This window comes from Micromonospora zingiberis, from assembly GCF_004331455.1.
GTDB classification, from domain to species: domain Bacteria; phylum Actinomycetota; class Actinomycetes; order Mycobacteriales; family Micromonosporaceae; genus Micromonospora; species Micromonospora zingiberis.
The window spans coordinates 25,148-46,289 of record NZ_SJJR01000025.1 but is presented as its reverse complement, the minus strand read 5'-3'; the positions used below and the strand labels follow the sequence as shown (position 1 = coordinate 46,289).

The window sequence follows — 21,142 nt, the reverse complement described above, 5'->3', positions numbered from 1 at the left end:
ATTAAGTCCGCCGCGGTCGTGGCGGCGATGGCGGCGCTCGACGAGGGGCGCACACCCGAACGGTCGGTCTTCCGTGAGGCGGTCAGAGCCCTGTTGACCACCCTCGCGGACCGCGCCCCCGGCCGATCGGTGGAGGTGCGTGTCCCACCTTACGGTGTAGTTCAGTGTGTTTCGGGGCCGCGACACACCCGCGGTACGCCTCCGAACACGGTCGAGATGGATCCGGCAACCTGGCTCGGGTTGGCCACAGGGCGACTCGTTTGGACCCAGGCGGTTACGGAGGGTCGCGTACGGGCGAGCGGAAATCGAGCGGACCTTTCCCCGTATCTGCCCCTCGAACTGGAGTGACGCATGTTTCCGCTGACCTAAAGCGGTGACAACGTGACTGTATGTGGCGACATGGATTCGCGTACACTGTCAGGCGACGACAGTGTGGTCCCGGCCGATCAGCGCGGAGCAGGTCCTTGGTTCCGCCAGGCCAGTCCAGACCAGCAAGAGGGAGCGGCAGGTGCCCCGAGGCGACGGCCGGCTGAGCCACGACCTTGATCCCCAACGCCCCGGCCCCCAGGACGCCTGTGGCGTCTTCGGTGTCTGGGCTCCTGAGGAAGAGGTCGCCAACCTGACCTATTTCGGGCTGTACGCGTTGCAGCACCGGGGGCAGGAGGCGGCCGGAATAGCGGTCAGCGACGGTTCCGGCGTGGTGGTCTACAAGGATCTCGGCCTGGTCGCCCAGGTCTTCGACGAGCCGACGCTGGCCAGCCTGCGCGGGCATGTCGCGATCGGGCACACCCGGTACTCGACGACCGGCGGCTCGACCTGGGAGAACGCCCAGCCGACGATCCGTGCCACCACTTCCGGCACGACCATCGCGCTGGCGCACAACGGCAACCTGATCAACACCGCCGACCTGCAGCGCGAGGTGACCGAGCGTGGGCTGACCACGGACGGTTCGACAAACGACACCTCGTTGGTGACCACGCTGCTGGCCGGCCGACCGGATCTCTCCGTCGAGGCCGCCGCGCTGGAGGTGCTGCCGCAGCTCCGGGGCGCGTTCAGCTTCGTCTTCATGGACGAGACCACGCTCTACGCCGCGCGTGACCCGCACGGGGTACGCCCGCTGGTGCTGGGCCGGCTGGAGCGCGGTTGGGTGGTGGCCAGCGAGACGGCGGCGCTGGACATCGTCGGCGCCAGCGTGGTCCGCGAGGTGGAGCCCGGCGAGCTGATCGCGATCGACGCCGACGGGCTGCGGTCGACCCGGTTCGCCGCCCCCGAACCCAAGGGCTGCCTCTTCGAGTACGTCTACATCGCCCGTCCGGATGCCACCATCGCCGGACGTAACGTGCATGCGGCCCGGGTGCAGATCGGCCGCCAACTGGCCAAGGAGCACCCGGTCGAGGCCGATCTGGTCATCCCGGTCCCGGAGTCGGGCACCCCGGCGGCGATCGGTTACGCCGAGGAGTCCGGCATCACCTACGGCGCCGGCCTGATGAAGAACCCGTACGTCGGGCGTACCTTCATCCAGCCGTCGCAGACCCTGCGCCAGCTGGGCATCCGACTCAAGCTCAACCCGCTGCGCCAGAACGTGCGGGGCAAGCGGCTGGTCGTGGTCGACGACTCCATCGTCCGGGGCAACACCCAGCGGGCGATCGTCCGGATGCTCCGCGAGGCCGGCGCACTTGAGGTGCACGTACGCATCTCCTCGCCGCCGGTGTCCTGGCCGTGCTTCTACGGCATCGACTTCGCCACCCGGGCCGAGTTGCTCGCCAACGGCCTCGACAACGACGGCATCCGGCGCTCCATCGGCGCTGACACGCTGGGCTACGTCTCGCTGCCCGGCCTGATCGCCGCGACCGAGCAACCGAAGACCCGGCTGTGCCGGGCGTGTTTCGACGGGGAGTATCCGATCGAGCTTCCCGCCGGCAACCTGATCGGTAAGCACGTCCTCGAAGGAATCGGCCGTCGGGTCGCACACAGCGCGGACGACAGCGATTCCGGCGAGCAGATCGTCCCTCCGCTCGTCGCCGCTGCGGGGGCCGACGACGACCTCAGCCCGGCGCGTCGGACATCGCGCACCGACCTGAAGATGTCGGCGACCACAAACCGCCCGTAGCACCGCCCGGCTGCGGTCGGTCACCGTCGACTGGCAGCCGAGAACCACAAAGGGGAGAACCGTGACGCACGTGTCCGAGCGCAGCGGCGCAGGAAGCAGCCCGACCGGCGCTGGCGGCGACCGCCAGCCCTGGACTGCCGGCACCGGCCGCTCACCTCGCAAACGCTCGGTCTCGTACGCGGACGCCGGCGTGTCGATCGAGGCGGGTGACCGCGCGGTCGAGCTGCTGAAGTCCAAGGTGAAGCAGACCCGCCGGCCGGAGGTGATGGGCGACCTCGGTGGTTTCGCCGGCCTGTTCCGGCTGGACACCACGAAGTACAAGAACCCGATCCTGGCCTCGTCCACCGACGGTGTCGGCACCAAGCTGGTGATCGCCCAGCAGATGGACATCCACGACACGGTCGGCATCGACCTGGTCGCGATGGTCGTCGACGACCTGGTCGCCTGCGGCGCGGAGCCGCTGTTCCTGCTCGACTACATCGCCACCGGCGAGGTCGTGCCGGACAAGGTCGCCGAGATCGGCGCCGGCATCGCCGACGGCTGCCGCTACGCGGGTTGCGCGCTGCTCGGTGGGGAAACCGCCGAGCACCCGGGCGTGCTGCGTCCGGACGAGTACGACATCTCCGCCACCGGCGTCGGTGTGGTGGAGGAGAGCGCCATCCTCAGCTCCGAGCGGGTCGAGGTGGGCGACGTGGTGATCGCCATGCGCTCGTCCGGTCTGCACTCGAACGGCTACTCGCTGGTCCGGCACGTCCTGCTCGGTGCCGGGCGGATGCGGCTGGACGTGGTGATCGACGACTTCGGTCGGCAGCGCACCCTCGGCGAGGAGCTGCTCACCCCCACCAAGATCTACGCCCAGGACTGCCTCAAGCTGATCGCCGAGGCGGAGGTGCGGGCGCTGGCCCACGTCACCGGCGGCGGCATCCCCGGCAACCTGGTCCGGATTCTGCCCGAGCACGTGGACGCGGTGGTCAACCGGGCCACCTGGAAGCCGCAGCCGATCTTCGACCTGATCCAGTCCAAGGGACGGATCGAGGACCCGGAGATGGAGGCGACCTTCAACATGGGCGTCGGCATGTTCGCGATCGTCTCGGCCGAGGACGCCGACCGGGCGCTGGCCACGCTGACCGGCCGGGGCGTCGATGCCTGGCAGGTGGGCGAGATCATCGAAGGCACCGGTGAGGTGCAGATGGTCGGTCAGCACACCCGCGGCTGATCACGCCGAATTGATCGTCCGAGCACCTGATCCGGGCTTCACCCGAGTGGCCGTCGCGGCCTAGCCTGAAGGGCACCCTCAAAGCTGTGGGGCGCGCCCTTGCCGGGGTGTGCCCGGCAGCCCGACCGCTATGAGGAGGGCGATGGCTGCGCGGGGACGGTCATTGCGCGGGATGCGCGGCCTGGCCGCCGTCCCGTCGTACGTCGTGATGCAGCCCACCACGCTCTGCAATCTGGACTGCGCTTACTGCTATCTGCCGTTCCGGGCCGTCGACCGGCGGATGCCGGTCGCGGTGGCGGAGGCGGTGGCCGCCTCGGTGAACCCCTGGGCGGCGTCGGGGCGGTTCTCGGTGGTCTGGCACGGTGGTGAGCCGCTCGCCGCCGGCCGGGAGGAACTGGCCGCGCTGATGGCGCCGTTCAGCCCGGACGTGGAGCATCACGTACAGACCAACGCCACGTTGATCGACGACGCGTGGTGCGAGTTCTTCACGGCACAGCGCATGCGGGTGAGCGTGAGCGTGGACGGGCCCCGGGAGCGCAACGGCGACCGGGTCAGCCGGTCCGGCCGGCCCGCGTACGACCGGATCGTTCGGGGTGTGGCGGCGTTGCGCCGCCACGGCCTGCCGTTCTCGGCGCTCGCCGTGGTGAACGACCCGGTGCCGGGCCGGGCGACGGAGCTGTACGAGTACTGCCTTGACCTCGGCTGTGAGGTGCTCGGTGTGAACATCGAGGAGACCGAGGGAGTCAACACCCGCGCCAACGCCCACGACCCGGCCGTGGTGACCGGGTTCTGGGCCGAGCTGGTGGCCGCCTGGCGCCGGGATCCACGGATCCACCTGCGGGAAATCGAGTGGTCGTTGCGGTACGCCGCGGCGGTCCTGGACGACTCGGCAGACGATCTTCTGCCTGGCCGGCTGGACCCGATCCCGACGATCGCCCACGACGGCTCGGTCGTGGTGCTCTCGCCCGAACTCGCCGGCTTCACCGATCCGCGTTACGGCGATTTCAGCAGCGGCAACGTGCTCGCCGCACCGCTGCACGCGATCCTCGCCGCAGCGGAGCGCACGGCCTGGGTCGGCGAGTTCATGGCCGGGGTGGAGGCGTGCCGCTCGTCCTGCCCGTACTTCGGTTTCTGTGGCGGGGGCCACGCGGCCAACCGGTACTTCGAGCTGGGGCGTTTTGACGGTACGGAGACCGAGCACTGCCGCAACAGCAAGATCCGCCTACTGGAGGGAGTGTTGGAGCATGCCCGAAACCACCAGTCACCGGGAGTCTGAGCCAGTGCCAGGAGACGCGTCCGACCGGGTCGTCTCACGGGTGCGGGAGGCCGCTTCCGGGCTCGCCGTTCTACTGCACGAGGCCGAGGTCGCGCGACAGGCACGGGCGGAGGTGACGGGTGGTGACGGCGCCAGCGCGGTCTGCGCCTGGAACCACTTCGAGAACATCCCGACGTTCTACAACTGGAACAACCGCCCACGATGACCTGGGCGGAGCCAAGGGCCTGCCACGTTGCCGGAGCATCTTCCGGGCGTGGCAGGCCCTTGGATCGTCGGGCGTTACGCCGCCGCCTAGCGGGCACATGCGTGAGCACGCGGGGAGTTACCGCGTGCTCAGATGTGACCGGGGGTCAGCGGGTCGGACGGACCCAGTTGTCCGGGTCGTCCTCGGCGTGGTCCTCGTCATCGTCGACGTACTCTTTGTAGTCGTCGTCGAAGTTGTGGTCCGACTTGCCGCTGCCGCCGAGTTCTCGCTGCAAGGCGGCGAGGTCGGTGTTCGGGGAGTGGTACTTCAACTCCCGGGCCACCTTTGTCTGCTTGGCCTTAGCACGGCCGCGCCCCATGGCTCGACCCCCTCGCACAGAATGCGGGGCAGCCCGAAGGCGGGCCCCGATGACGTCAGGCATCTCTCGTGGCTCTTACGGTACATGGGGATGCCACCGTTCGGCACCTCGGGTTACCGTCGACCGTCGCCGCGAGTTGCGGTCGTGCAGTCGTCACCCATTGTACCCGGTAAGGAGCGATGCCGGGAACGGTCGTGACACAGGGCGAAACCTCACGAACGCGTCGTATCTTCAGTTTAGCCAGGATTGACCGTCGAGGGCGGAATCACGCCCGGCCCGCCCTCGACGGCGCGCCGTCAACGTAGGTGGATCGTGCGCAGCCGGCCGATCTCGGCCATCCGCCGCTCGGCCAGCCGGTCCGCTGCCACCGCCGGCGGAATGCCGTCGGCGTCGGCGAGTCGGAGGATCTCCCGGGTGGTGTCGTAGATCCGGGTGGCGCGCAGCTTGGCCCGCTCGAAGTCGAAGCCCTCGATCTCGTCGGCGACCTGGATCACACCGCCGGCGTTCACCACGTAGTCCGGCGCGTAGAGGATGCCGCGATCGGCGAGCAGCTTCTCGACACCCGGGTGGGCGAGCTGGTTGTTGGCAGCTCCAGCGACCACCTTCGCGCGTAGCGTCGCCACCGTGTCGTCGTTGAGCGCGCCGCCGAGGGCGCAGGGGGCGTACACGTCGATGTCGGCGGCGACCAGCGCGGTGGCGTCGTCGACCAGCGACACCTGCGGGTAGGTGGTGCGGGCCCACTCCAGTGCCTGCGGGTTGACGTCGGTGGCGACCACCTCGGCGCCGTCGTCGACCAGGTGGCCGACCAGGTACTTGCCGACCTTGCCCAGGCCCGCGACGCCGACCCGCTTGCCGTGCAGCGTCGGCGCGCCCCAGACGTGCTCGGCCGCCGCCCGCATGCCCTGGAAGACACCCCAGGCGGTGAGGATCGAGGAGTCCCCGGCCCCGCCGTGCTCGACGCTGCGCCCGGTGACGTAGCGGGTCTCGCGGGCGATCACGTCCATGTCCGGCACGTAGGTGCCGACGTCGCAGGCGGTGTAGTACCGGCCGCCCAGCGACTCCACGAAGCGACCGTACGCGCGCAGCAGCGCCTCGGTCTTGATCTGCCCCGGGTCACCCCAGATGACCGCTTTACCGCCACCCAGGTCCAGCCCCGCGAGGGCGTTCTTGTACGCCATGCCACGGGAGAGATCGAGGACGTCCGCGAGGGCGGCCTCCTCGCTGGAGTACGGGTAGAAGCGGGTGCCACCGAGCGCGGGACCCAGCGCGGTGGAGTAGATGCCGATGATCGCCTTGAGGCCGGTCTGCTTGTCCTGGCAGAACACGACCTGCTCGTGACCCGTGGATTCCGGGTCGTCGGTAGCGGCGAATACGCCCATGACTTGGCTCCTGTGTCGGCGGGCGTCCTTGTGGGACGCGGACCTGGTGTACGCCGGCGGGGATGCTGCCGGTGTTGCGAGCCTAGTATCGGCCGCCCGCCGGCTGCTCTCGCCGGCACCGTCGTTCCGGCCCGCGGACGCGGCCCCGGAGCCGCCCGCCGCACTCGGCGCGTCCAGCCACGATGACGCCGAGCAACGCTCGGCTTGCGGTTCGTGGGAGGATCGCGCCGTGCCGTCGCTCTTCGCTTCATACCTGCGCGTGTACGAGCCGTTGGCCGCCTTCGACCGGGACCGCCAGGCGTACTGGCGGCGCTACGTCGAGCAGGGGCGGGCAGTGGCGCCGGTGGAAGGGCCGGGCCGGCAGCGGACCTCGGTGATCGAGGCGCTCGGCGCCGGTTGGACCCGGCTGCCCGACCTGCCGGAAGAGGCGTACGTCCTGGAGGCCGACGAGACGCTGTTGGTGTGCCCGTGGAACCTGCGGATCCGGGTGGCCGAGGCGGCGTTGAGCGCGCGGGACGGTGTTCCCCCGGTGTTGGCGGACGCGTTCGTGCCGCCCGTGCTCGCCGGGCAGGCGAAGGCGGTGGTGGAGGACTGGCGCAGCGGGGCCCGGGTGCTGGAACGTGGCGTGCCCCGGGTGCACGAGCAGATCGCGACGTGGGGCGTGCCGCTGCGCTGGTTCGTGCTGTTCGACGCCGAGGAGCGGCATCACGTCACCGCCCCCGGGCGCCGGGCGCTGCGTTTCCGGACGGACATCTCGAAGGCGCGGCGTCGCTCCTCCCGGGCGTTGTCGGTGTTGCGCAAGTCGGTCGGGGACGCGCCGATCACCGAGGCGGTCGAGGAGGCCGCCCGGTGGCTGGAGGAGTTCCATCCGCGCTCCGTGGTCGAGTTGGACTACGGCGGGCTGGTCGAGTTGCTCTCGGACGAGACGTTGGCCGCCGACGATTCGCCGGAATTGGTGGCCGCGGGCCTGGCCGGGCTGTCCCGGGGCGAGGCGGAAGAGGCGTCCACGGCGTACGACAAGCTGGTCGCCCGCTGGCGGGCCGTGCAACTCCTGGAGCGGTGTAACTAGTCCCGCATTGTCCGAAATGCGGGACAACAATGCGAGGCTCCTTCGTAGTTGATGCATCACGAACCGTGATCATGAGTCCGAATAAGATACTTTCTGGCGTGTAAAAGTCGCATAAATCGGGCATGGTTCATCCGTCCGTCTAGGGACGTTCGGCCGTTCGGCCCATGTCGGACATCGGGGACTAGCCGGACCATGGGAGACGCGTCGGCCGGCGGGACCCCGGCCGATGTCTATACATGTGGAGGAGTGACCGATGGCATCGCGAACGCACGAACCAGAGCCGCTACTCACACCGGCCGAGGTGGCGTCGATGTTCCGTGTCGACCCGAAGACGGTGACCCGGTGGGCCAAGGCTGGCAAGCTGAGCGCCATCCGGACCCTGGGCGGCCACCGCCGCTACCGGGAGTCGGAGGTCAGGGCACTGTTGCAGGGCCAGATTCCGCAGCAGCGTCAAGGGGACTGACCGGACGGTAGATAGCAGAGCTTCTCCGAAGGGCGGCGGATCGTCGGATCCGCCGCCCTTCGGCACGTCCAGGGTTGGTCGCCCCGCCGATCCCTCGGCCGGCCGCCCAGCCGCCCGCTCGGGGGCACCCGGCTGTCTTACGGGCCGTGCCGTTGCGACAAGCCGTGCCGTTGCGTGAAGGCGTGCCGTTGCGACAAGCCGTGCCGTACCGTCGGGTCGTTCGCCCGGCCGACCAGATCGGGCTCGGCGCTCAGGCGGTCAGTTCGATCCGGATGCCGGCCGTGCCGCCCTCGCCGCGACGTAGCCGGCTGCCGAGCAGCGTCAGCCGGCCGATCATCCGGTACTTCTGCTTGATCAGGCCGCGAATGCGCTCGGTCTTACCGGGGTCGTAGAGGGTCGCTCGGGCGGGCACCGCCGCGCCGTGCGGCCGGCCGCGTACGTCGCACGGCGCCACCGTGACCTCCCCGCTGCGACGGATTCGCTTCACCTTGCCGGCGTCCGAAGCGGACCACACCGCCAGGGCATCGCCGTCGCGGACCGCCCAGACCGGCGTCGGCACCGCTCGGCCGTCCTTGCGGAAGGTCGTGAGGAGGATGTATTTCTCCGCCGCCAGGCGGTCCAACGTGGTCACCCGCTCAGAATACGGTCGCGACCGGAGACTGGGCAGGCCGATAGCGTGGCGGATGTGACAGGAGAACCACGAATCGGTGACGTCTTCGGGGAACTGCTGCGCGACGCGCTGGCCGTGGCCACCGGGGTCGGTCCTCGGCCACTTGCCGGCGGGCGCGTACCCCGCCCGGTCATCGAGATCATCGAGCGTGACGACGGACTGGTCAACGGGGCGCCGGCCGCTCAGTACCTCGACGGGCCGCAGGAGTGGCAACCGCACGACCACCGGGCGGTGGACCGGGTACGCGGTGCCACGCTGGACGTCGGCGTGGGCGCTGGGCGGATCGCGCTGCTGCTCCAGGAACGCGACGTCGCGGTCACCGGACTGGACGTCTCACCCGGCGCGCTCCAGGTGTGCCGCCGCCGGGGCGTACGGGACCTGGTGCACGGCACGGTGGACGAGCACGCCGGGAGCGGGCGGCGCTACGACACGTTCCTGCTGCTCGGCAACAACCTCGGGCTGCTGGAGGGCCGCGAACGAGCGGCCGGCTTCCTCGCCGCGCTGGCCGCGATGGCCCACCCCGGGGCGCAGGTGATCGCCCAGGGCACCGATCCGTACGGCACTCGCGACCCGGTGCACACCGGCTACCACGAACACAACCGGCGCCGGGGCCGCCTCGGTGGGCAACTGCGGCTGCGGCTGCGCTACCGCGAGCTGGGCACCCCGTGGTTCGACTATCTGGTCTGCTCCCCGGACGAACTGGCCGAACTGGTCCGGGGCACCGCCTGGCGGCTGACCGACATCGACGACCGGGACGCCCCGTACTACCTCGCCACGCTGCGGCTGAGCGGGCCGGGACGTTAACGGGCACAGATGTTAAGAGGGGCCCCCTGCTATACCGGAGGCGTTAACAGGGGGCCCTTCCTTTCAGCTCAGACCTGGATGGTGGGTGGGAGTTGCTCCGGGGGGAGGCCACCGTCGCCGTCGACGATCTCGTCGGGCTGGCCGTCCTCGTCGATGTCGACCATGGTGACGTCCACCTTGCCGTCGCCGTCGGTGTCGAACTGGAACAGGTCGGCCTTGCCGTCGCCGTCGGTGTCGACCACCCAGACGTCGGTACGGCCGTCGTTGTTGGTGTCGGCGCGCAGCAGCTCGATGCGCTCGTCGCCACGCGTCTCGACGGTTTCCTCGGTCCCCGCGGTCTCCGGTGCCTGGCTCATCAGCTAGTCCTTCCCTTGGTTGTCAGCGATCTCTACCCGATCTCGCCCGCCCCCACGCACGCGGCGATGATCGGTGCTGCATAGGGTCGCACCATGACTGAGCGGAGGGTACGGACCGGCTCCGGCGTGGCGGCGATCCCGCGCGTCGGCGGCGCCCGGGAGCCGAGAAGCGTCACGGTGCGGTGGGGTGGCAATGACTGAGCGATTCGTGGTGGTTGGCGCCGGCACGATGGGACTGGGCATCGCGTACGTGGCGGCCGGCGCGGGCTACGCGGTGGAACTGGTCGAGGTCGACCGGGCCCGGGGCGGCGCTGCCGTCGAGCGGCTCGCCCAGTTGTGGGACCGGGCGGTGCAGCGCGGCAAGCTGACCGCCGAACAGGCCGCCGCCAACCGAAACCGGGTCACCCTGCGGGCCGGGCTCGCCGAGGTCGCCCCGGCACCCGACGTGATCGTGGAGGCGGTACCGGAACGGCTCGACCTCAAGCGGGCGGTGCTGGCCGAGGCGGAGAAGCGGGAACCGGCGCTGTTGGGCAGCAACACCTCCAGCATCGCCATCGCCGACCTCGCCGCCGGGCTGGCCCACCCCGAGCGCTTCTGCGGGTTGCACTTCTTCAACCCGGTCTGGGCCATGGCGCTGCTGGAGATCGTGGTCGGGCCGGCCACCGCCGCAGCGACCACCGAGGCGGCCAGTGGGCTCGCCGGCCGGCTGGGCAAGGACCCGGTCGTGGTACGCGACATGCCCGGCTTCGCCACCTCCCGCCTCGGGGTCACCCTGGGGCTGGAGGCCATCCGGATGCTCGCCGACGGGGTGGCCAGCCCGGCCGACATCGACAAGGCGATGGTGCTCGGCTACCGGCATCCGGTCGGTCCGCTGGAACTGACCGACCTGGTGGGCCTGGACGTGCGCCTCGACATCGCCCGTACCCTCCAGGCCGCGTACGGCGACCGGTTCGCCCCGCCGCCGCTGCTGGTGGAACTGGTCGCCGCAGGGCGGCTGGGCAAGAAGTCCGGCCAGGGCTTCTACCACTGGGTCGACGGCGTCCGCTCGGGCGGCACCGAACTGCCCGGCCTGGACGGCCCGACCGCCGGTGACCCGGGCACCACACCCGGAGCGACGCGATGAGCGCCGGACTGCGGGTCGAGGAGCGTACGGACCGGCTGGTGGTCACCCTCGACCGGCCGGAGAAGCGCAACGCCATCGACGCCGACCTGATCGCCGCGCTGCACGAGGTCTGCGCCGAGTTGGAGGCCCGCCCCCGGATGCTGCTGCTGACCGGCGGCACCGACGGGATCTTCGCGGGCGGCGCCGACATCGCCCAACTGCGCGAGCGGGGACGGCTGGACGCGCTCGCCGCGATCAACTCGGCCGCCTTCGCCCGGATCCGGGCGCTACCGATGCCGACCGTGGCGGCCGTCGACGGCCCGGCGCTCGGCGGTGGCGCCGAGCTGGCGTACGCCTGCGATCTGCGGGTGTGTACGGAGCGGGCGGTGTTCGGCCAGCCGGAGGTGCGGCTGGGCATCCTGGCCGGTGCCGGCGCGACGCACCGGCTGCCGGCGCTGGTAGGCGAGGCCCGGGCCAAGGAGCTGCTGTTCACCGGCCGGCGGGTGGACTCGGCGGAGGCACTGCGGATCGGTCTGGTGAACCGGGTGGTGGCGTCCCCGGACGAACTGTTGCCGACGGCGCACGAGCTGATCGACGAGATGGCCAAGGGCTCGGCGTTGGCACTTCGGTTGACCAAGCTCGCCGTCGACGCCCCGCCCGCCGCGCACCCGCAACTGGACCTGGTCAGCCAGGCGGTGCTCTTCGAGGACGAGGAGAAGCGCCGGCGGATGACGGAGTTCCTCGACCGGCGGCGCGGACGCTGAGATGACGAAAACGGCCGCACCGACGTAGGTCGGTGCGGCCGTCGCGTGCAGTGGCTGGCGCGAAACCGGCGCGGCTCAGCTGCCGAGGGCGGCCAGCGGTACGTTGGCGTCGGCGAGTGCCCGGACAACAGCGGCGGACTCACCGAAGCCGATGATCAGGACGGCGTCGGCGCCGAAATTCTTGATCTCCTTGGCGCCCGCACTGAAGTCGATCGGCGCGGCGTCGGCGTCCTCGCCGGGCTGGTAGCCGAGCAGCTTCACCTTGTCGCCACCGAACCCGGCCCGTTCCAGCTCGGCCCGGACGGTGTTCTGGAGACCCTCGCCGTAGGAATCCTTACGGGCCACGATCGCGATCTTCTGCGGGCCGTCCCGCAGGATCACGTCGGCCAGCGCGCGACCCTGAAGCCCGTCCGGCGGGGCGGTGCGGAAATAGAGGCCACGGTCGTCGGCCTCGGTCAGGCTCGCCGCGGTGTTCGACGGGGAGAAGAGGATCCGGCCCGCCTTCACCACGTCCTCCAGCACGGCGGCGGAGATTCCGGAGCCGCCCGCGCCGATGATCACGTGGACGCCGGCACCGACGTGCCGGGCCACGGTCGCCTTGGCGACCGCCGGGTTGGTGCCGTCGTCGCCGTCGATCCAGACCACGTCCTCGCCGAGCACCCCACCGGCGGCGTTGATCTCCTTGATCCCCAGCGCGGCACCGGCGGCCAGCGGCGGGTAGGCGATGGCGAGGTCACCGGTCTTGGGCAGCAGACCGCCGAGGACGAGCGGCGCGTCGGCGGACGTGGTGCTCCCGCGCGGCGGCCGCTTGCTGCTCGCGGCGGACTCGTCGCCCGCACCGACGAACTCCGTCTTGGCGTCGTTGAGCTCCTGCCCGTCGAAGTGCAACGTGGCGTAGCTGGCGGTGGCCGGCTCACCGGCGTCGGTGAACCCGGCCCGGGTGATCGAGACGCTGCGGTACTCGATGTCCTTACCGTCGCGGATCAACCGCAGGCACTGGCTCACCGTCCCGCAGCGGGTGCCGTTGTTGGTGACACCGACGATCTGCTTGGCGATGGCCGCCGGATCGGTGGTGCCGGCGATCTCCGCAGCGAGCGCACTGATCACCACCGCGTCGTACGCCTCGGCGGCGTAGAGGAAGCCATCCAGCTCCGGGTCGACGGACAGTAGCCGCTTCTTGAAGTCCTCAGGCAGCGGTGTGAGCGGGGTCGTGCCCTTCATGCCATCGACCAGGTTGGCGCGATCTCCCAGCTCGTCCGCGTACGAGTTGGACATGTTGCCGTCGGTGCCGTAGAGACGCACCTGTTGGGCGGTCGCCTCCTCGGGCTGGTCATCCCCGCAAGCGCTGGTGGCGAGCAGGACCGTGGCGCAGACCGCCATGACGGCGCTCCGTGTGCCGCGTGACATGTGCATTGTCGTCCTTCCTCCGCGAAGGTCCGCTGCGCAGACTAGCGTGCCGCGATGGGCGGCGGGACCGTGGAGGCCCGTCTATCCGCAGGTCGCCTTCGTTATGTACGGAGAGTAGCTGCCGTGGGCTCCTTGACGGGTACCCCTACCGTGCGGTGGGTGACCGACTCGCCACAGCAGACGCTTGCCGACGCTACTGCGATCCTCAGCTCGGCGCTCGACGGAGACTCCGACGCCGTGGTGGGGACCTTCGACGCGGTCGTCGACCGGGCCGGTCTCGCTGGCGCGTACGGTGTGGCGTGGTGTCTGGCCGCGACCATGGTCGGTGACCAGGTGCCCGAGGGGGCCTGTGCGCTCGACTTTCCGGGCATCGACCAGGCCGGGTACGACGCCCGGTGGGTGGCCCGCTTCGTCAGCGCGTACGCCAACTCCGACCTCGACACGGCGCAGGCCCTGTTCGGCGCGGCGGCGGCCGACGGGCTGCTGCCGGAATGCCTGCTCACCCTCGCCGGTTCGACCGTGGCCACCCTGCGACACCGGGCCACCTGACCGTCCGCGCACCCGGCCCGGCCGGCCTCATGCCGCATGGCCGAGCACGGTCCCGGCATAGCGGGAGAGCAACTCGTGCCAGCCGGCGGTGAGCGCCTGCCGGTAGCCCTCGGCCGCCTCACCGTGCCGGTCGAAGTGCCGGTGCGTGACCTCGACCAGGGTGCCGGATTCCGCCGGTGTGAAGAGCACCTCGACCTCGCTGGCCCGCGCCGGGTCGGGCACCGGCGCCCGATCCGGGCCGATCTGCCAGGTGAAGACCAGGCGGCGGGGCGGATCCCAGGTCAGTACCCGCCCCCAGTCGTTGCGGAAGCCGTAGGGGCCGATCTCGTAGAGCATCCCGCCGGCCCGGGACTCCATGCCCAACTCGGCGAGCACGTTCGGCCCGGACCAGGTGTACTCCGTCACCCACCAGTCGGCGAGACTGCCGGTGAACGCCGCGTACGCCGCTTCCACGGAGACGGGAACCAGCAGACTGCTGCGCAACGCGAACCGCTCATACTCCTGTTGGACTTCGGTCGGATGGGGTGTCCCGTGTCCCATAGGCCCGGACCATACCGGCTGGTGCCCCGCTGCGCAGCTTGCGCGCCAGCAGGCAGGCCTGTGGCCGGTTGAACCCCTCGCCGGGCTCCTGCACCAGCCGCGCGGTGACCACCAGACCAGCCTGGTGCAACAGGTCCGCGACGGTGTCCGGCGACAGCAGCTGGGTCCGGTAGGCCACCGGATGGCCGTACGCCCGCTCGGGACGCAGTTCCTCGTCGCCGACGTGGAACCCGACCAGCAGGCTGCCGCCGGCGGCGAGTGTGCGGTTGAACTCGGCGAACACCGCCGGCAGCGCCGTACGAGGCAGGTGGAGGATCGACCACCAGGCGACGATGCCACCGAGTTGCCCGTCCGCAACGTCGAGCGCGGTCATCGACCCGACCTCGAACCGCAGGGCGGGAAACCTCCGACGAGCGATCTCCACCATCTTCGCGGAGAGATCGACCCCGAACGCGGGTACGCCGAGCGACTTCAGGTGGGCCGTCACGTGACCCGGACCGCAGCCGAGGTCGGCGACCGGCTGCCGGCCGTTGGCGCGTACCAGTTCGGCGAAGGCGGCGAGCATCCCGCGTCCGAGCGCATCCTCCGCGAACCGGTCCGGCACGACCTTGACGTACTCCTCAGCGACCCTGTCGTACGACTCCTGGATGGCGCTCAGGTAGGCGGGATCGACCATGCCGCTGACCGTAGCCGGGTTTGACCCGTGGCTTGATGATGGGCCGCATGAGCGTGAGCGATCCGGACCCGCTGTGGACCACCCTCCGACTCGTGCTCGTGATCCTCAGCCTTGGCCTGCTCGCGTTCGGCGTCCGGGTCGTCGTGTCGCGGAGTTTCCCGGCGGCCTGGGTGCGGATCACCCGGATGAAGGCGCGCCAACAGTCCCAGCCAGTGCGCATCGGCGGCGGCCAGGCGCTGATCGGCGCCAGCCTGCTGGCCCAGCAGGCACCGTTCCTCATTCCGATGCCCACCCCGGCCGGAGGAGCGCTGTTGATGTTGGCCCTGCTACTCGCCGTGGCGGCGGCCGGCTGGTACGTCTGGCGAAGCGACTAGGTTCTGCTCTCGCGGGATCTTGGTATGGAACAGCCCTCATGGGGACAGCCCTCATGGGGACCGTTCCGTACCAAGATCCGCAGCTAGGACAGCGCCGACCGGCGTTTCCGCTGGTCGGCGCTGTGTAGCCCGGCGAAAGGCTATGTGGCCAGGGGCGGGGTCGAACCGCCGACCTTCCGATTTTCAGTCGGACGCTCGTACCAACTGAGCTACCTGGCCGTGTTGCTCGGGTCATGCTACCCGGCCGACGGGATGGCCGCCGAGTGGGTTGCTTACCCCGATACGCAGAACGCCGCGCGGGTATGCGCGGCGTCAGCGCTTGCGGTCCTGACGGGACTTGAACCCGCGACCTCCGCCTTGACAGGGCGGCGAGCACTCCAACTGCTCCACAGGACCTAGCTGGTGTTGCCTCCGGCCGAAGCCGGACCGTGCCCCCAACGGGATTCGAACCCGTGCTACCGCCTTGAAAGGGCGGCGTCCTGGGCCGCTAGACGATGAGGGCGGCCCCGCCATCATTGCACATTCGCAACTCTGTGCGGACTTGCTCCCATCCGGCCCCGCCGGAGGCTTGGAAAGCATACGTGATGTCTCACCGGACGACCAAACCGGTATGGCCCCAGCCGCAGCTGTTCGTAAAACCGCAGGTCAGGAGGGGTTTAGCGGGAGCCTGGTCACGCCGTGGTCGCGCTTCAGGGCGGCGATCAGCTTCGGGCAGGCGGCCAACGTGGCGGCCCGGTTGCCGCCCCCGTCGTGCAGCAGGATCACCGCGCCGGGCTTTGCGGCGCGGTGCACCCGCTTCCGGATCGTGGCGGCGGTCGGTCTGGCCCAGTCCTTCGGGTCGACCGTCCAGTGCAGCGACCGCATGTCCAACTGCTTGGCCACCTTCACCACCTCGGCGGTCCACCGGCCGCCGGGCTGCCGGTAGTACGGCACCTCCGCGTCGGCCACCGCCCGCCGGATCTCCCGGTTCGTCCGGGTCAGGTCGGCGCGGATCTCGGCGACCGGTCGCCGGGCCAGGTCCAGGTCGTGGTTCCAGCTGTGGTTGCAGAGCTGGTGCCCCTCCCGGGCGATCCGCCGGACCAGCTCCGGGTATTTGCGGACCTGGGTACCCACTACGCAGAAGGTGGCCTTGACCTTGGCCGCCTTCAGCCGGTCCAGCACCTTCGGTGTCCAGGCCGGGTCCGGGCCGTCGTCGAAGGTGAGGGCCACCTGATCGACTCCGGTGGTCCGGACCAGGCCGGCCGGTAGTTTGGCCGGCAGCGCCCGCAGCGTGGGCGTTGGCGAGGGGGTGGGGCTCGGCGCGGGCGCGGCCTCCGGCGGCAGGGCGGCCGACGGAGGTGGGCTGGCGGGTGCCGCAGTGGGCTCGGAGGAACTCGCGCCGCAGCCGGACAGGAACAGGACGGCCAGACCGGTGACGCAGGCGAGCAGAACGCGAGGACGCATCGTTCGCTCCCGAGAGGGGTTCGGGTACGCAGGCCCTGACGCTAGTTCATCCCTTTTCGGTGGATCGACAGCGGGTCAGGATGCGGTGGCTCTCAGCGTCGCGGTGGCCGGCGCCGCCACGGCCGGTCAGGACGCGGCGGACCGGTCCAGCGAGTCGCGTACGGCGATGGCGAGCGAGACCGCCTCGGCCAGATCGGCGGGGCGTACCACCCCGGCGGGCAGGGTGTCGGCACGCCAGCCGGGCCCGGCGGCGAGGACGAGCAGTGGCCGGCGTGCCGCGCTGAGCAGCGCGACGAGCTGGGCCGGATCGGCGGTGATCCGGGTGTGTGACCAGACGACCACGGCGGCCGGCCCGGTCCGGTCGACCGCGTCCAGCAACGCGGCCACCGGCACCCGGGCGCCGAGCATCCGGTGGTTGACGCCGGCCTCGGCCAGCGCCGCCGCGAGCGCCTCCAACGGCAGGCTGTGCTGCTCCTCGTCGGCGCAGGAGAGCAGGATGCGGGGTGGTCGTCCGGGGACGGCCGGCCGGGCCGCCACGACCGCGGCGAACGCCGCCGAGACGCACCGGGAGATCAGGTGCTCCACCTCGATCAGCGCGCCGGTCGCGGCATGCCGCTCACCGACGCCGACCAGCACCGGGCGGAGCAGGCGGTCCCAGGTGCCGACTACCCCGTCGGTGGCGATGGACCGGGTGATGGTCTCGCTGATCGTCGCGGCGTCCAGTCGCATCGCCGCTCGGGCCAGGCCGCGTGCCACCGGGCCGGCGCGGTTGACCGGGATGGTCGCGCCGCCGCCGGCCCGCGCGCTTCTCGACCGGGCGGTGCGCGGGCCTCGGGCGGACACCGGTTCCGGCGCCTGCCGGGCCCAGCGGGCCGCCTCCGCCGGGCTGACCCCTTCGGCGGTGAGCCGGTTCATGATTTCCAGCCGGGCCAGGTCGGCCGCGGTGTAGCGCCGGTGGTGCCCGGGTACGTGTTCGCTGGGCCCGAGGCCGTACCGCTGGTGCCAGGTGCGCAGTGTGGTCACCGCGATGCCCAGCCGGCGGGCGACCGCCCCGGCGCTCAGCGCCTCATCGACCACCCGACTTCTCCGGCGCGTCGCTGGCCGGCACCGGGGCGGGGCCCGACGGGTGCAGCAGCCGGTCCACCACCCCGCCCAGCCACGGGGCGTACGCGTCGGGATCTTCGATCAGCTGGGTGGCCAGGGTCACCGGATCCACCCAGCGGACCTCGGCGACCTCCGACGGCTCCGGGCGCAGCTGCGTGTCCGGCCGGAACTCGCCCCGCAGCACGTGGTCGTACTCGACCTCGATCCGCCCGGTGGTCGGATCCTCGGCCTGGTATCGGTAGACACCGACCTCGGCCAGCGGGACCGGGCCGACGCCCAGTTCCTCGCCGAGCCGACGGTTGGCGGCCTCGGACAGGGACTCACCCGGCTGGGGATGACCGCAGCAGGAGTTGGCCCAGCGCAACGGGAAGCGGGTCTTCATCGCCGCTCGGCGTTGCAGCAGCACCCGACCGTCCGGCGCCACCAGCAACACGGAGAAGGCGCGATGCAGTTGGCCGGGCGGCTGGTGGGCGAGGGCCACGGTGGCCGAGCCGACGGGCTGGCCCGCCTCGTCCACCAACTCGACCAGGTGGCTCTCCCGGGACGGGGCCATCAGTCCATTCCTCTGTTCGTGACGGCTGGGCTCGGGCGCGTCGCGCGGCAGAAACTCATCGGCGTCCTCCGGTGATGCGGCTGGCAGCGAGCTTGCCGGAGATGAGCACCATCGGGACTCCGACGCCGGGCTGGGTGCCGGAGCCGACGAAGACCACGTTGGAGAGCGCTCGGTGCAGGTTCGCGGGCCGGAACGGCCCGGTCTGGAACAGCGTGTGCGCGGCGGCGAAGGGGGTGCCCGCCGCCATGCCCTGCTCCGCCCACTCGGCCGGGGTGATCGCCTGGAGCACCTCGACGCCCGCGCCGAAGCCGACGTAGCCGCGTTCTTCGAGGGTGGCGAGCAGGCGGTCGGTGTAGCGGGCGGTGAGGTCGCCGCGCCAGGCGAACGGCGCCCGGTCGAGGTTGGGCACGGGCGCGAGGACGTAGTAGGTGTGCCGGCCGGCGGGCGCCACCGCCGGATCCGTCCGGCTCGGGTTGGTGACCAGCAGGGACGGGTCCGTCATCAACTCGCCACGCCGGATGACCTCGTCGAAGGTGCCCTTCCAGGCGCGGCCGAAGTGGATGTTGTGATGGGCGATCTGCCGGTATCCCTGGGTCGAGCCGACGTGCAGGACGACGCAGGACGGTGAGTAGGCCAGCCGCCGTTGGCGGGCCGGCGGGAGCAGGTCGCGGTACGCCACCGGCAGGTCGGGGTTGAGTACCACCGCGTCGGCGGGGACGAACTCGCCCTCGGCGGTCAGCACTCCGGTGGCTCGGCCGTTCGCGGTCTCCACCCGGGTCACCGTGGTGCCGTACCGGATCCGTACGCCGTGCTTTTCCGCTGCCCCGGCCAGGGCCCGGGAGACCGCGTGGATGCCGCCGCGCGGGAAGTAGACCCCGGCCACCGAGTCGAGGTACGCGATCACCGCGTAGATGGCCAGCGCGTCGTGTGGCGACAGACCGGCGTACATCGCCTGGAAGGAGAAGATCCGTCGGGTACGGGGGTCTCGGAAGAACTGATCGATCTTGGTTTGCAGTCGCCGGAAGGCGCCGGTGGCCATCAGCTTGAGCAGGTTGGCGGTGATCAGGTCGGTGGGTGCGTCGAAGTTCCGCTCGATGAAGTCGGTTCGTTCCAGCCGCCACAGGTTGCGGGCGAAGTCGACGAAGCGCAGATAGCCGTCGGCCTCTCGGGGCCCGCAGACCCGGGAGATCTCCGCCGCCATCCGGGCCGTGTCGGTGATCACGTCCAGCGTCGACCCGTCCGGGTAGTAGGCCCGGTAGGCCGGGTCGAGGGGGACCAGGTCGAGCCAGTCGGCCAGCTCCTCGCCGACCGCGCCGAGCGCCTCGGCGATCAGGTCGGGCATGGTGAGCACGGTCGGGCCGGTGTCGAACTCGTAGCCGTCGACGCTGAGCCGACCGGCCCGGCCGCCCGGCACCGGCTCGCGCTCCAGCAGGGTCACCTGCCGTCCGCTGCCGGCCAGGTGCAGGGCGCAGGCCAGACCGCCGAGGCCCGCCCCGACAACCACCACCCGGTCGGTTCGCCCGCCGACCGTCCGCGGTGGCGACCACCTGCTGCCCATCACGACCGCCGGTTGGTGGCCGCGGTGGCGAGGCCGACCAGCGCGGTGCGGGCGGTCTCGTCGATGGTGACGGTGTCGAGCGCGGTCAGGGCGTCCCGGACCCGCTCGTCGATCATTCGCTCGATCCGGCCGACCGCGCCGGTGTCGAGCACGACCTCGGCCAGCCGGGCCACCTCGGGCTCGTCGCCGAGCGAGCCGGTGTCGTCCAACGCCTGACGCTGGGCCGGGGAGGCCAACTCGCGGGCCAGCATCAGCAGGGCGGTCGGCTTGCCGGTGCGCAGGTCGTCGCCGGCCGGTTTACCGGTGGTGATCGGGTCGCCGTAGACGCCGAGCAGGTCGTCGCGGAGTTGGAAGGCCTCGCCCACCGCGAGACCGTAGCGGGTGTACGCGGCGGCCAGGGGGGTGCCGTCGTCGACGCCGGCCAGGCTGGCGCCGAACAGCAGGGGGCGCTGGACGGTGTAGCTGGCGGTCTTGTAGCGGGCGACCCGTAGCGCCCGGTTGACCGACCAGTTCGCCGGATCGGTCTCGCCGAGGATGTCGAGGTACTGCCCGGCGACCGTTTCCACCCGCATCCGGTCGTAGCCGCGTCGTACCTCCAGTAGCCGGCCCGGCGGCAGCGTGGCCCGGGCCAGCAACTGGTCGGCCCAGACCATGCAGAGGTCGCCGATCAGCACCGCGACCGCCTCGCCGAACCGGCCGGAGTCGCCGTTGCGCCCGGCGGCCGCATGCTGGGCGGCCACGGCGACGTGGGCGGTGGGCCGGCCTCGACGGGTGGCGGAGGCGTCCATCACGTCGTCGTGGACCAGGGCGAAGGTGTGCAGGAGCTCCAGTGTGGCCAGCGCGGGCAGCACCCCGTCGAGTGGCTCGTCGCGCCCGGCGATCCCGCGCCACCCCCAGTAGGCGAAGGTCGGGCGGACCCGCTTGCCACCGGCGAGGACGCAGTCGCGGGCCGTGGCGGCGAACCCGCCCATCGCCGGGTCGATATCGGTGAGTGCGTCGACCTCGGCGTTCAGGAAATCCGTGAGGGAACCCTCGACAGCGGTGACGAGATCCTGCGTGTACGCCGCCAGGACGGCCGGAATCGGTTCGTCTCCACCGACCGGCTGTTCAGGCAACACGCGAAGCAGGTTACCCGTTGGCTGGTCGTTGGCCATGTGGCTGAGCGT

24 protein-coding genes and 3 tRNA genes are annotated in these 21,142 nt (G+C 71.0%); 12 read left to right on the top strand and 15 right to left on the bottom strand.

Annotated features, from left to right (window positions below; genetic code table 11):
• The first annotated feature begins 27 nt into the window (after nt 1-27).
• From E0H26_RS25880 to amcA, 5 genes are all read left to right on the top strand, one after another.
• Nucleotides 28-348 (top strand): sterol carrier family protein, encoded by a 321-nt coding sequence (locus tag E0H26_RS25880; RefSeq protein ID WP_420812892.1) that lies wholly within the window; start codon nt 28-30, stop codon nt 346-348.
• A 160-nt stretch (nt 349-508) separates the two neighbouring features.
• Nucleotides 509-2,110: an amidophosphoribosyltransferase gene (purF, locus tag E0H26_RS25875; protein WP_131308177.1), complete on the top strand. Its 1,602-nt coding sequence runs from the start codon at nt 509-511 to the stop codon at nt 2,108-2,110.
• A 61-nt stretch (nt 2,111-2,171) separates the two neighbouring features.
• A complete protein-coding gene (purM, locus tag E0H26_RS25870) occupies nt 2,172-3,326 on the top strand; it encodes a phosphoribosylformylglycinamidine cyclo-ligase (RefSeq protein WP_131308174.1) in 1,155 nt (384 codons plus the stop codon).
• A gap of 172 nt (nt 3,327-3,498) precedes the next feature.
• Complete coding sequence (gene amcB / locus E0H26_RS25865; RefSeq protein WP_338106237.1) at nt 3,499-4,602, top strand: cyclophane-forming radical SAM peptide maturase AmcB; 1,104 nt, start codon at nt 3,499-3,501, stop codon at nt 4,600-4,602.
• Complete coding sequence (gene amcA, locus E0H26_RS25860; RefSeq protein ID WP_165521986.1) at nt 4,571-4,807, top strand: multiple cyclophane-containing RiPP AmcA; 237 nt, start codon at nt 4,571-4,573, stop codon at nt 4,805-4,807. The genes amcB and amcA overlap by 32 nt, the downstream gene beginning before the upstream one ends.
• Before the next feature lie 145 nt (nt 4,808-4,952).
• Here the strand turns inward: amcA and E0H26_RS25855 are convergent, their stop codons facing one another.
• Both E0H26_RS25855 and E0H26_RS25850 read right to left on the bottom strand, forming a co-directional pair.
• On the bottom strand, nt 4,953-5,165 hold the full coding sequence (locus E0H26_RS25855) for a DUF3073 domain-containing protein (protein ID WP_131308165.1): 213 nt from the start codon (nt 5,163-5,165) through the stop codon (nt 4,953-4,955).
• Nucleotides 5,166-5,461: 296 nt separating this feature from the next.
• The gene (locus E0H26_RS25850) at nt 5,462-6,544 is read right to left on the bottom strand and encodes a Glu/Leu/Phe/Val family dehydrogenase (RefSeq protein WP_131308162.1); all 1,083 of its coding nucleotides are present in this window, start codon (nt 6,542-6,544) and stop codon (nt 5,462-5,464) included.
• 229 nt (nt 6,545-6,773) lie between these two features.
• Between E0H26_RS25850 and E0H26_RS25845 the strand changes: the two genes are divergently transcribed.
• Together E0H26_RS25845 and E0H26_RS25840 are read left to right on the top strand one after the other, a co-directional pair.
• Nucleotides 6,774-7,613 (top strand): DUF8083 family protein, encoded by an 840-nt coding sequence (locus E0H26_RS25845; protein ID WP_131308160.1) that lies wholly within the window; start codon nt 6,774-6,776, stop codon nt 7,611-7,613.
• Nucleotides 7,614-7,866: 253 nt separating this feature from the next.
• Nucleotides 7,867-8,076, top strand: a complete 210-nt coding sequence (locus E0H26_RS25840; RefSeq protein WP_007073996.1) for a BldC family transcriptional regulator — start codon at nt 7,867-7,869, stop codon at nt 8,074-8,076.
• Nucleotides 8,077-8,326: 250 nt separating this feature from the next.
• Here the strand turns inward: E0H26_RS25840 and E0H26_RS25835 are convergent, their stop codons facing one another.
• A complete protein-coding gene (locus tag E0H26_RS25835) occupies nt 8,327-8,707 on the bottom strand; it encodes a PPOX class F420-dependent oxidoreductase (protein ID WP_131308158.1) in 381 nt (126 codons plus the stop codon).
• A 54-nt stretch (nt 8,708-8,761) separates the two neighbouring features.
• Between E0H26_RS25835 and E0H26_RS25830 the strand changes: the two genes are divergently transcribed.
• Complete coding sequence (locus tag E0H26_RS25830) at nt 8,762-9,550, top strand: class I SAM-dependent methyltransferase (protein ID WP_131308156.1); 789 nt, start codon at nt 8,762-8,764, stop codon at nt 9,548-9,550.
• A gap of 68 nt (nt 9,551-9,618) precedes the next feature.
• Here the strand turns inward: E0H26_RS25830 and E0H26_RS25825 are convergent, their stop codons facing one another.
• Nucleotides 9,619-9,906, bottom strand: a complete 288-nt coding sequence (locus E0H26_RS25825; protein ID WP_131308154.1) for a hypothetical protein — start codon at nt 9,904-9,906, stop codon at nt 9,619-9,621.
• 193 nt (nt 9,907-10,099) lie between these two features.
• Here E0H26_RS25825 and E0H26_RS25820 point away from each other — a divergent pair, with 193 nt between their 5' ends.
• The gene (locus E0H26_RS25820; RefSeq protein ID WP_240742378.1) at nt 10,100-11,029 is read left to right on the top strand and encodes a 3-hydroxyacyl-CoA dehydrogenase family protein; all 930 of its coding nucleotides are present in this window, start codon (nt 10,100-10,102) and stop codon (nt 11,027-11,029) included.
• Nucleotides 11,026-11,772: an enoyl-CoA hydratase/isomerase family protein gene (locus E0H26_RS25815; protein ID WP_131308152.1), complete on the top strand. Its 747-nt coding sequence runs from the start codon at nt 11,026-11,028 to the stop codon at nt 11,770-11,772. The genes E0H26_RS25820 and E0H26_RS25815 overlap by 4 nt, the downstream gene beginning before the upstream one ends.
• Nucleotides 11,773-11,847: 75 nt before the next feature.
• On the opposite strand, the gene E0H26_RS25810 is transcribed toward E0H26_RS25815, so the two are convergent.
• Nucleotides 11,848-13,185, bottom strand: a complete 1,338-nt coding sequence (locus E0H26_RS25810) for an ABC transporter substrate-binding protein (RefSeq protein WP_131308150.1) — start codon at nt 13,183-13,185, stop codon at nt 11,848-11,850.
• 153 nt (nt 13,186-13,338) lie between these two features.
• Here E0H26_RS25810 and E0H26_RS25805 point away from each other — a divergent pair, with 153 nt between their 5' ends.
• Nucleotides 13,339-13,728 (top strand): hypothetical protein, encoded by a 390-nt coding sequence (locus tag E0H26_RS25805; RefSeq protein WP_131308148.1) that lies wholly within the window; start codon nt 13,339-13,341, stop codon nt 13,726-13,728.
• A gap of 27 nt (nt 13,729-13,755) precedes the next feature.
• Here the strand turns inward: E0H26_RS25805 and E0H26_RS25800 are convergent, their stop codons facing one another.
• Both E0H26_RS25800 and E0H26_RS25795 read right to left on the bottom strand, forming a co-directional pair.
• Complete coding sequence (locus E0H26_RS25800; RefSeq protein WP_131308146.1) at nt 13,756-14,268, bottom strand: SRPBCC family protein; 513 nt, start codon at nt 14,266-14,268, stop codon at nt 13,756-13,758.
• Nucleotides 14,222-14,944 (bottom strand): class I SAM-dependent DNA methyltransferase, encoded by a 723-nt coding sequence (locus E0H26_RS25795; protein WP_131308144.1) that lies wholly within the window; start codon nt 14,942-14,944, stop codon nt 14,222-14,224. The genes E0H26_RS25800 and E0H26_RS25795 overlap by 47 nt, the downstream gene beginning before the upstream one ends.
• 47 nt (nt 14,945-14,991) lie before the next feature.
• Between E0H26_RS25795 and E0H26_RS25790 the strand changes: the two genes are divergently transcribed.
• Complete coding sequence (locus E0H26_RS25790) at nt 14,992-15,318, top strand: hypothetical protein (RefSeq protein ID WP_131308142.1); 327 nt, start codon at nt 14,992-14,994, stop codon at nt 15,316-15,318.
• 145 nt (nt 15,319-15,463) lie between these two features.
• On the opposite strand, the gene E0H26_RS25785 is transcribed toward E0H26_RS25790, so the two are convergent.
• The 8 genes from E0H26_RS25785 to E0H26_RS25750 all read right to left on the bottom strand — a co-directional run bounded on the left by E0H26_RS25785 (nt 15,464) and on the right by E0H26_RS25750 (nt 21,130).
• Nucleotides 15,464-15,537: transfer RNA gene (locus E0H26_RS25785), tRNA-Phe, on the bottom strand.
• Nucleotides 15,538-15,640: 103 nt separating this feature from the next.
• Nucleotides 15,641-15,714, bottom strand: a tRNA-Asp gene (locus tag E0H26_RS25780).
• 33 nt (nt 15,715-15,747) lie between these two features.
• Nucleotides 15,748-15,820, bottom strand: a tRNA-Glu gene (locus E0H26_RS25775).
• Between the two features lie 143 nt (nt 15,821-15,963).
• Nucleotides 15,964-16,761 (bottom strand): polysaccharide deacetylase family protein, encoded by a 798-nt coding sequence (locus E0H26_RS25770; protein WP_131308140.1) that lies wholly within the window; start codon nt 16,759-16,761, stop codon nt 15,964-15,966.
• Nucleotides 16,762-16,887: 126 nt separating this feature from the next.
• Nucleotides 16,888-17,838, bottom strand: coding sequence for a MerR family transcriptional regulator (locus tag E0H26_RS25765; protein WP_131308138.1), 951 nt, complete (start codon nt 17,836-17,838; stop codon nt 16,888-16,890).
• On the bottom strand, nt 17,828-18,418 hold the full coding sequence (gene idi / locus E0H26_RS25760; protein ID WP_131308136.1) for an isopentenyl-diphosphate Delta-isomerase: 591 nt from the start codon (nt 18,416-18,418) through the stop codon (nt 17,828-17,830). The genes E0H26_RS25765 and idi overlap by 11 nt, the downstream gene beginning before the upstream one ends.
• A 55-nt stretch (nt 18,419-18,473) precedes the next feature.
• Nucleotides 18,474-19,976 carry a phytoene desaturase family protein gene (crtI, locus tag E0H26_RS25755; RefSeq protein ID WP_131308134.1) on the bottom strand — a complete coding sequence of 501 codons (1,503 nt, stop codon included), beginning with the start codon at nt 19,974-19,976 and terminating at the stop codon, nt 18,474-18,476.
• The gene (locus E0H26_RS25750) at nt 19,976-21,130 is read right to left on the bottom strand and encodes a polyprenyl synthetase family protein (RefSeq protein ID WP_131308132.1); all 1,155 of its coding nucleotides are present in this window, start codon (nt 21,128-21,130) and stop codon (nt 19,976-19,978) included. Before E0H26_RS25750 ends, crtI begins: the two co-directional genes overlap by 1 nt.
• Nucleotides 21,131-21,142 lie beyond the last annotated feature (12 nt).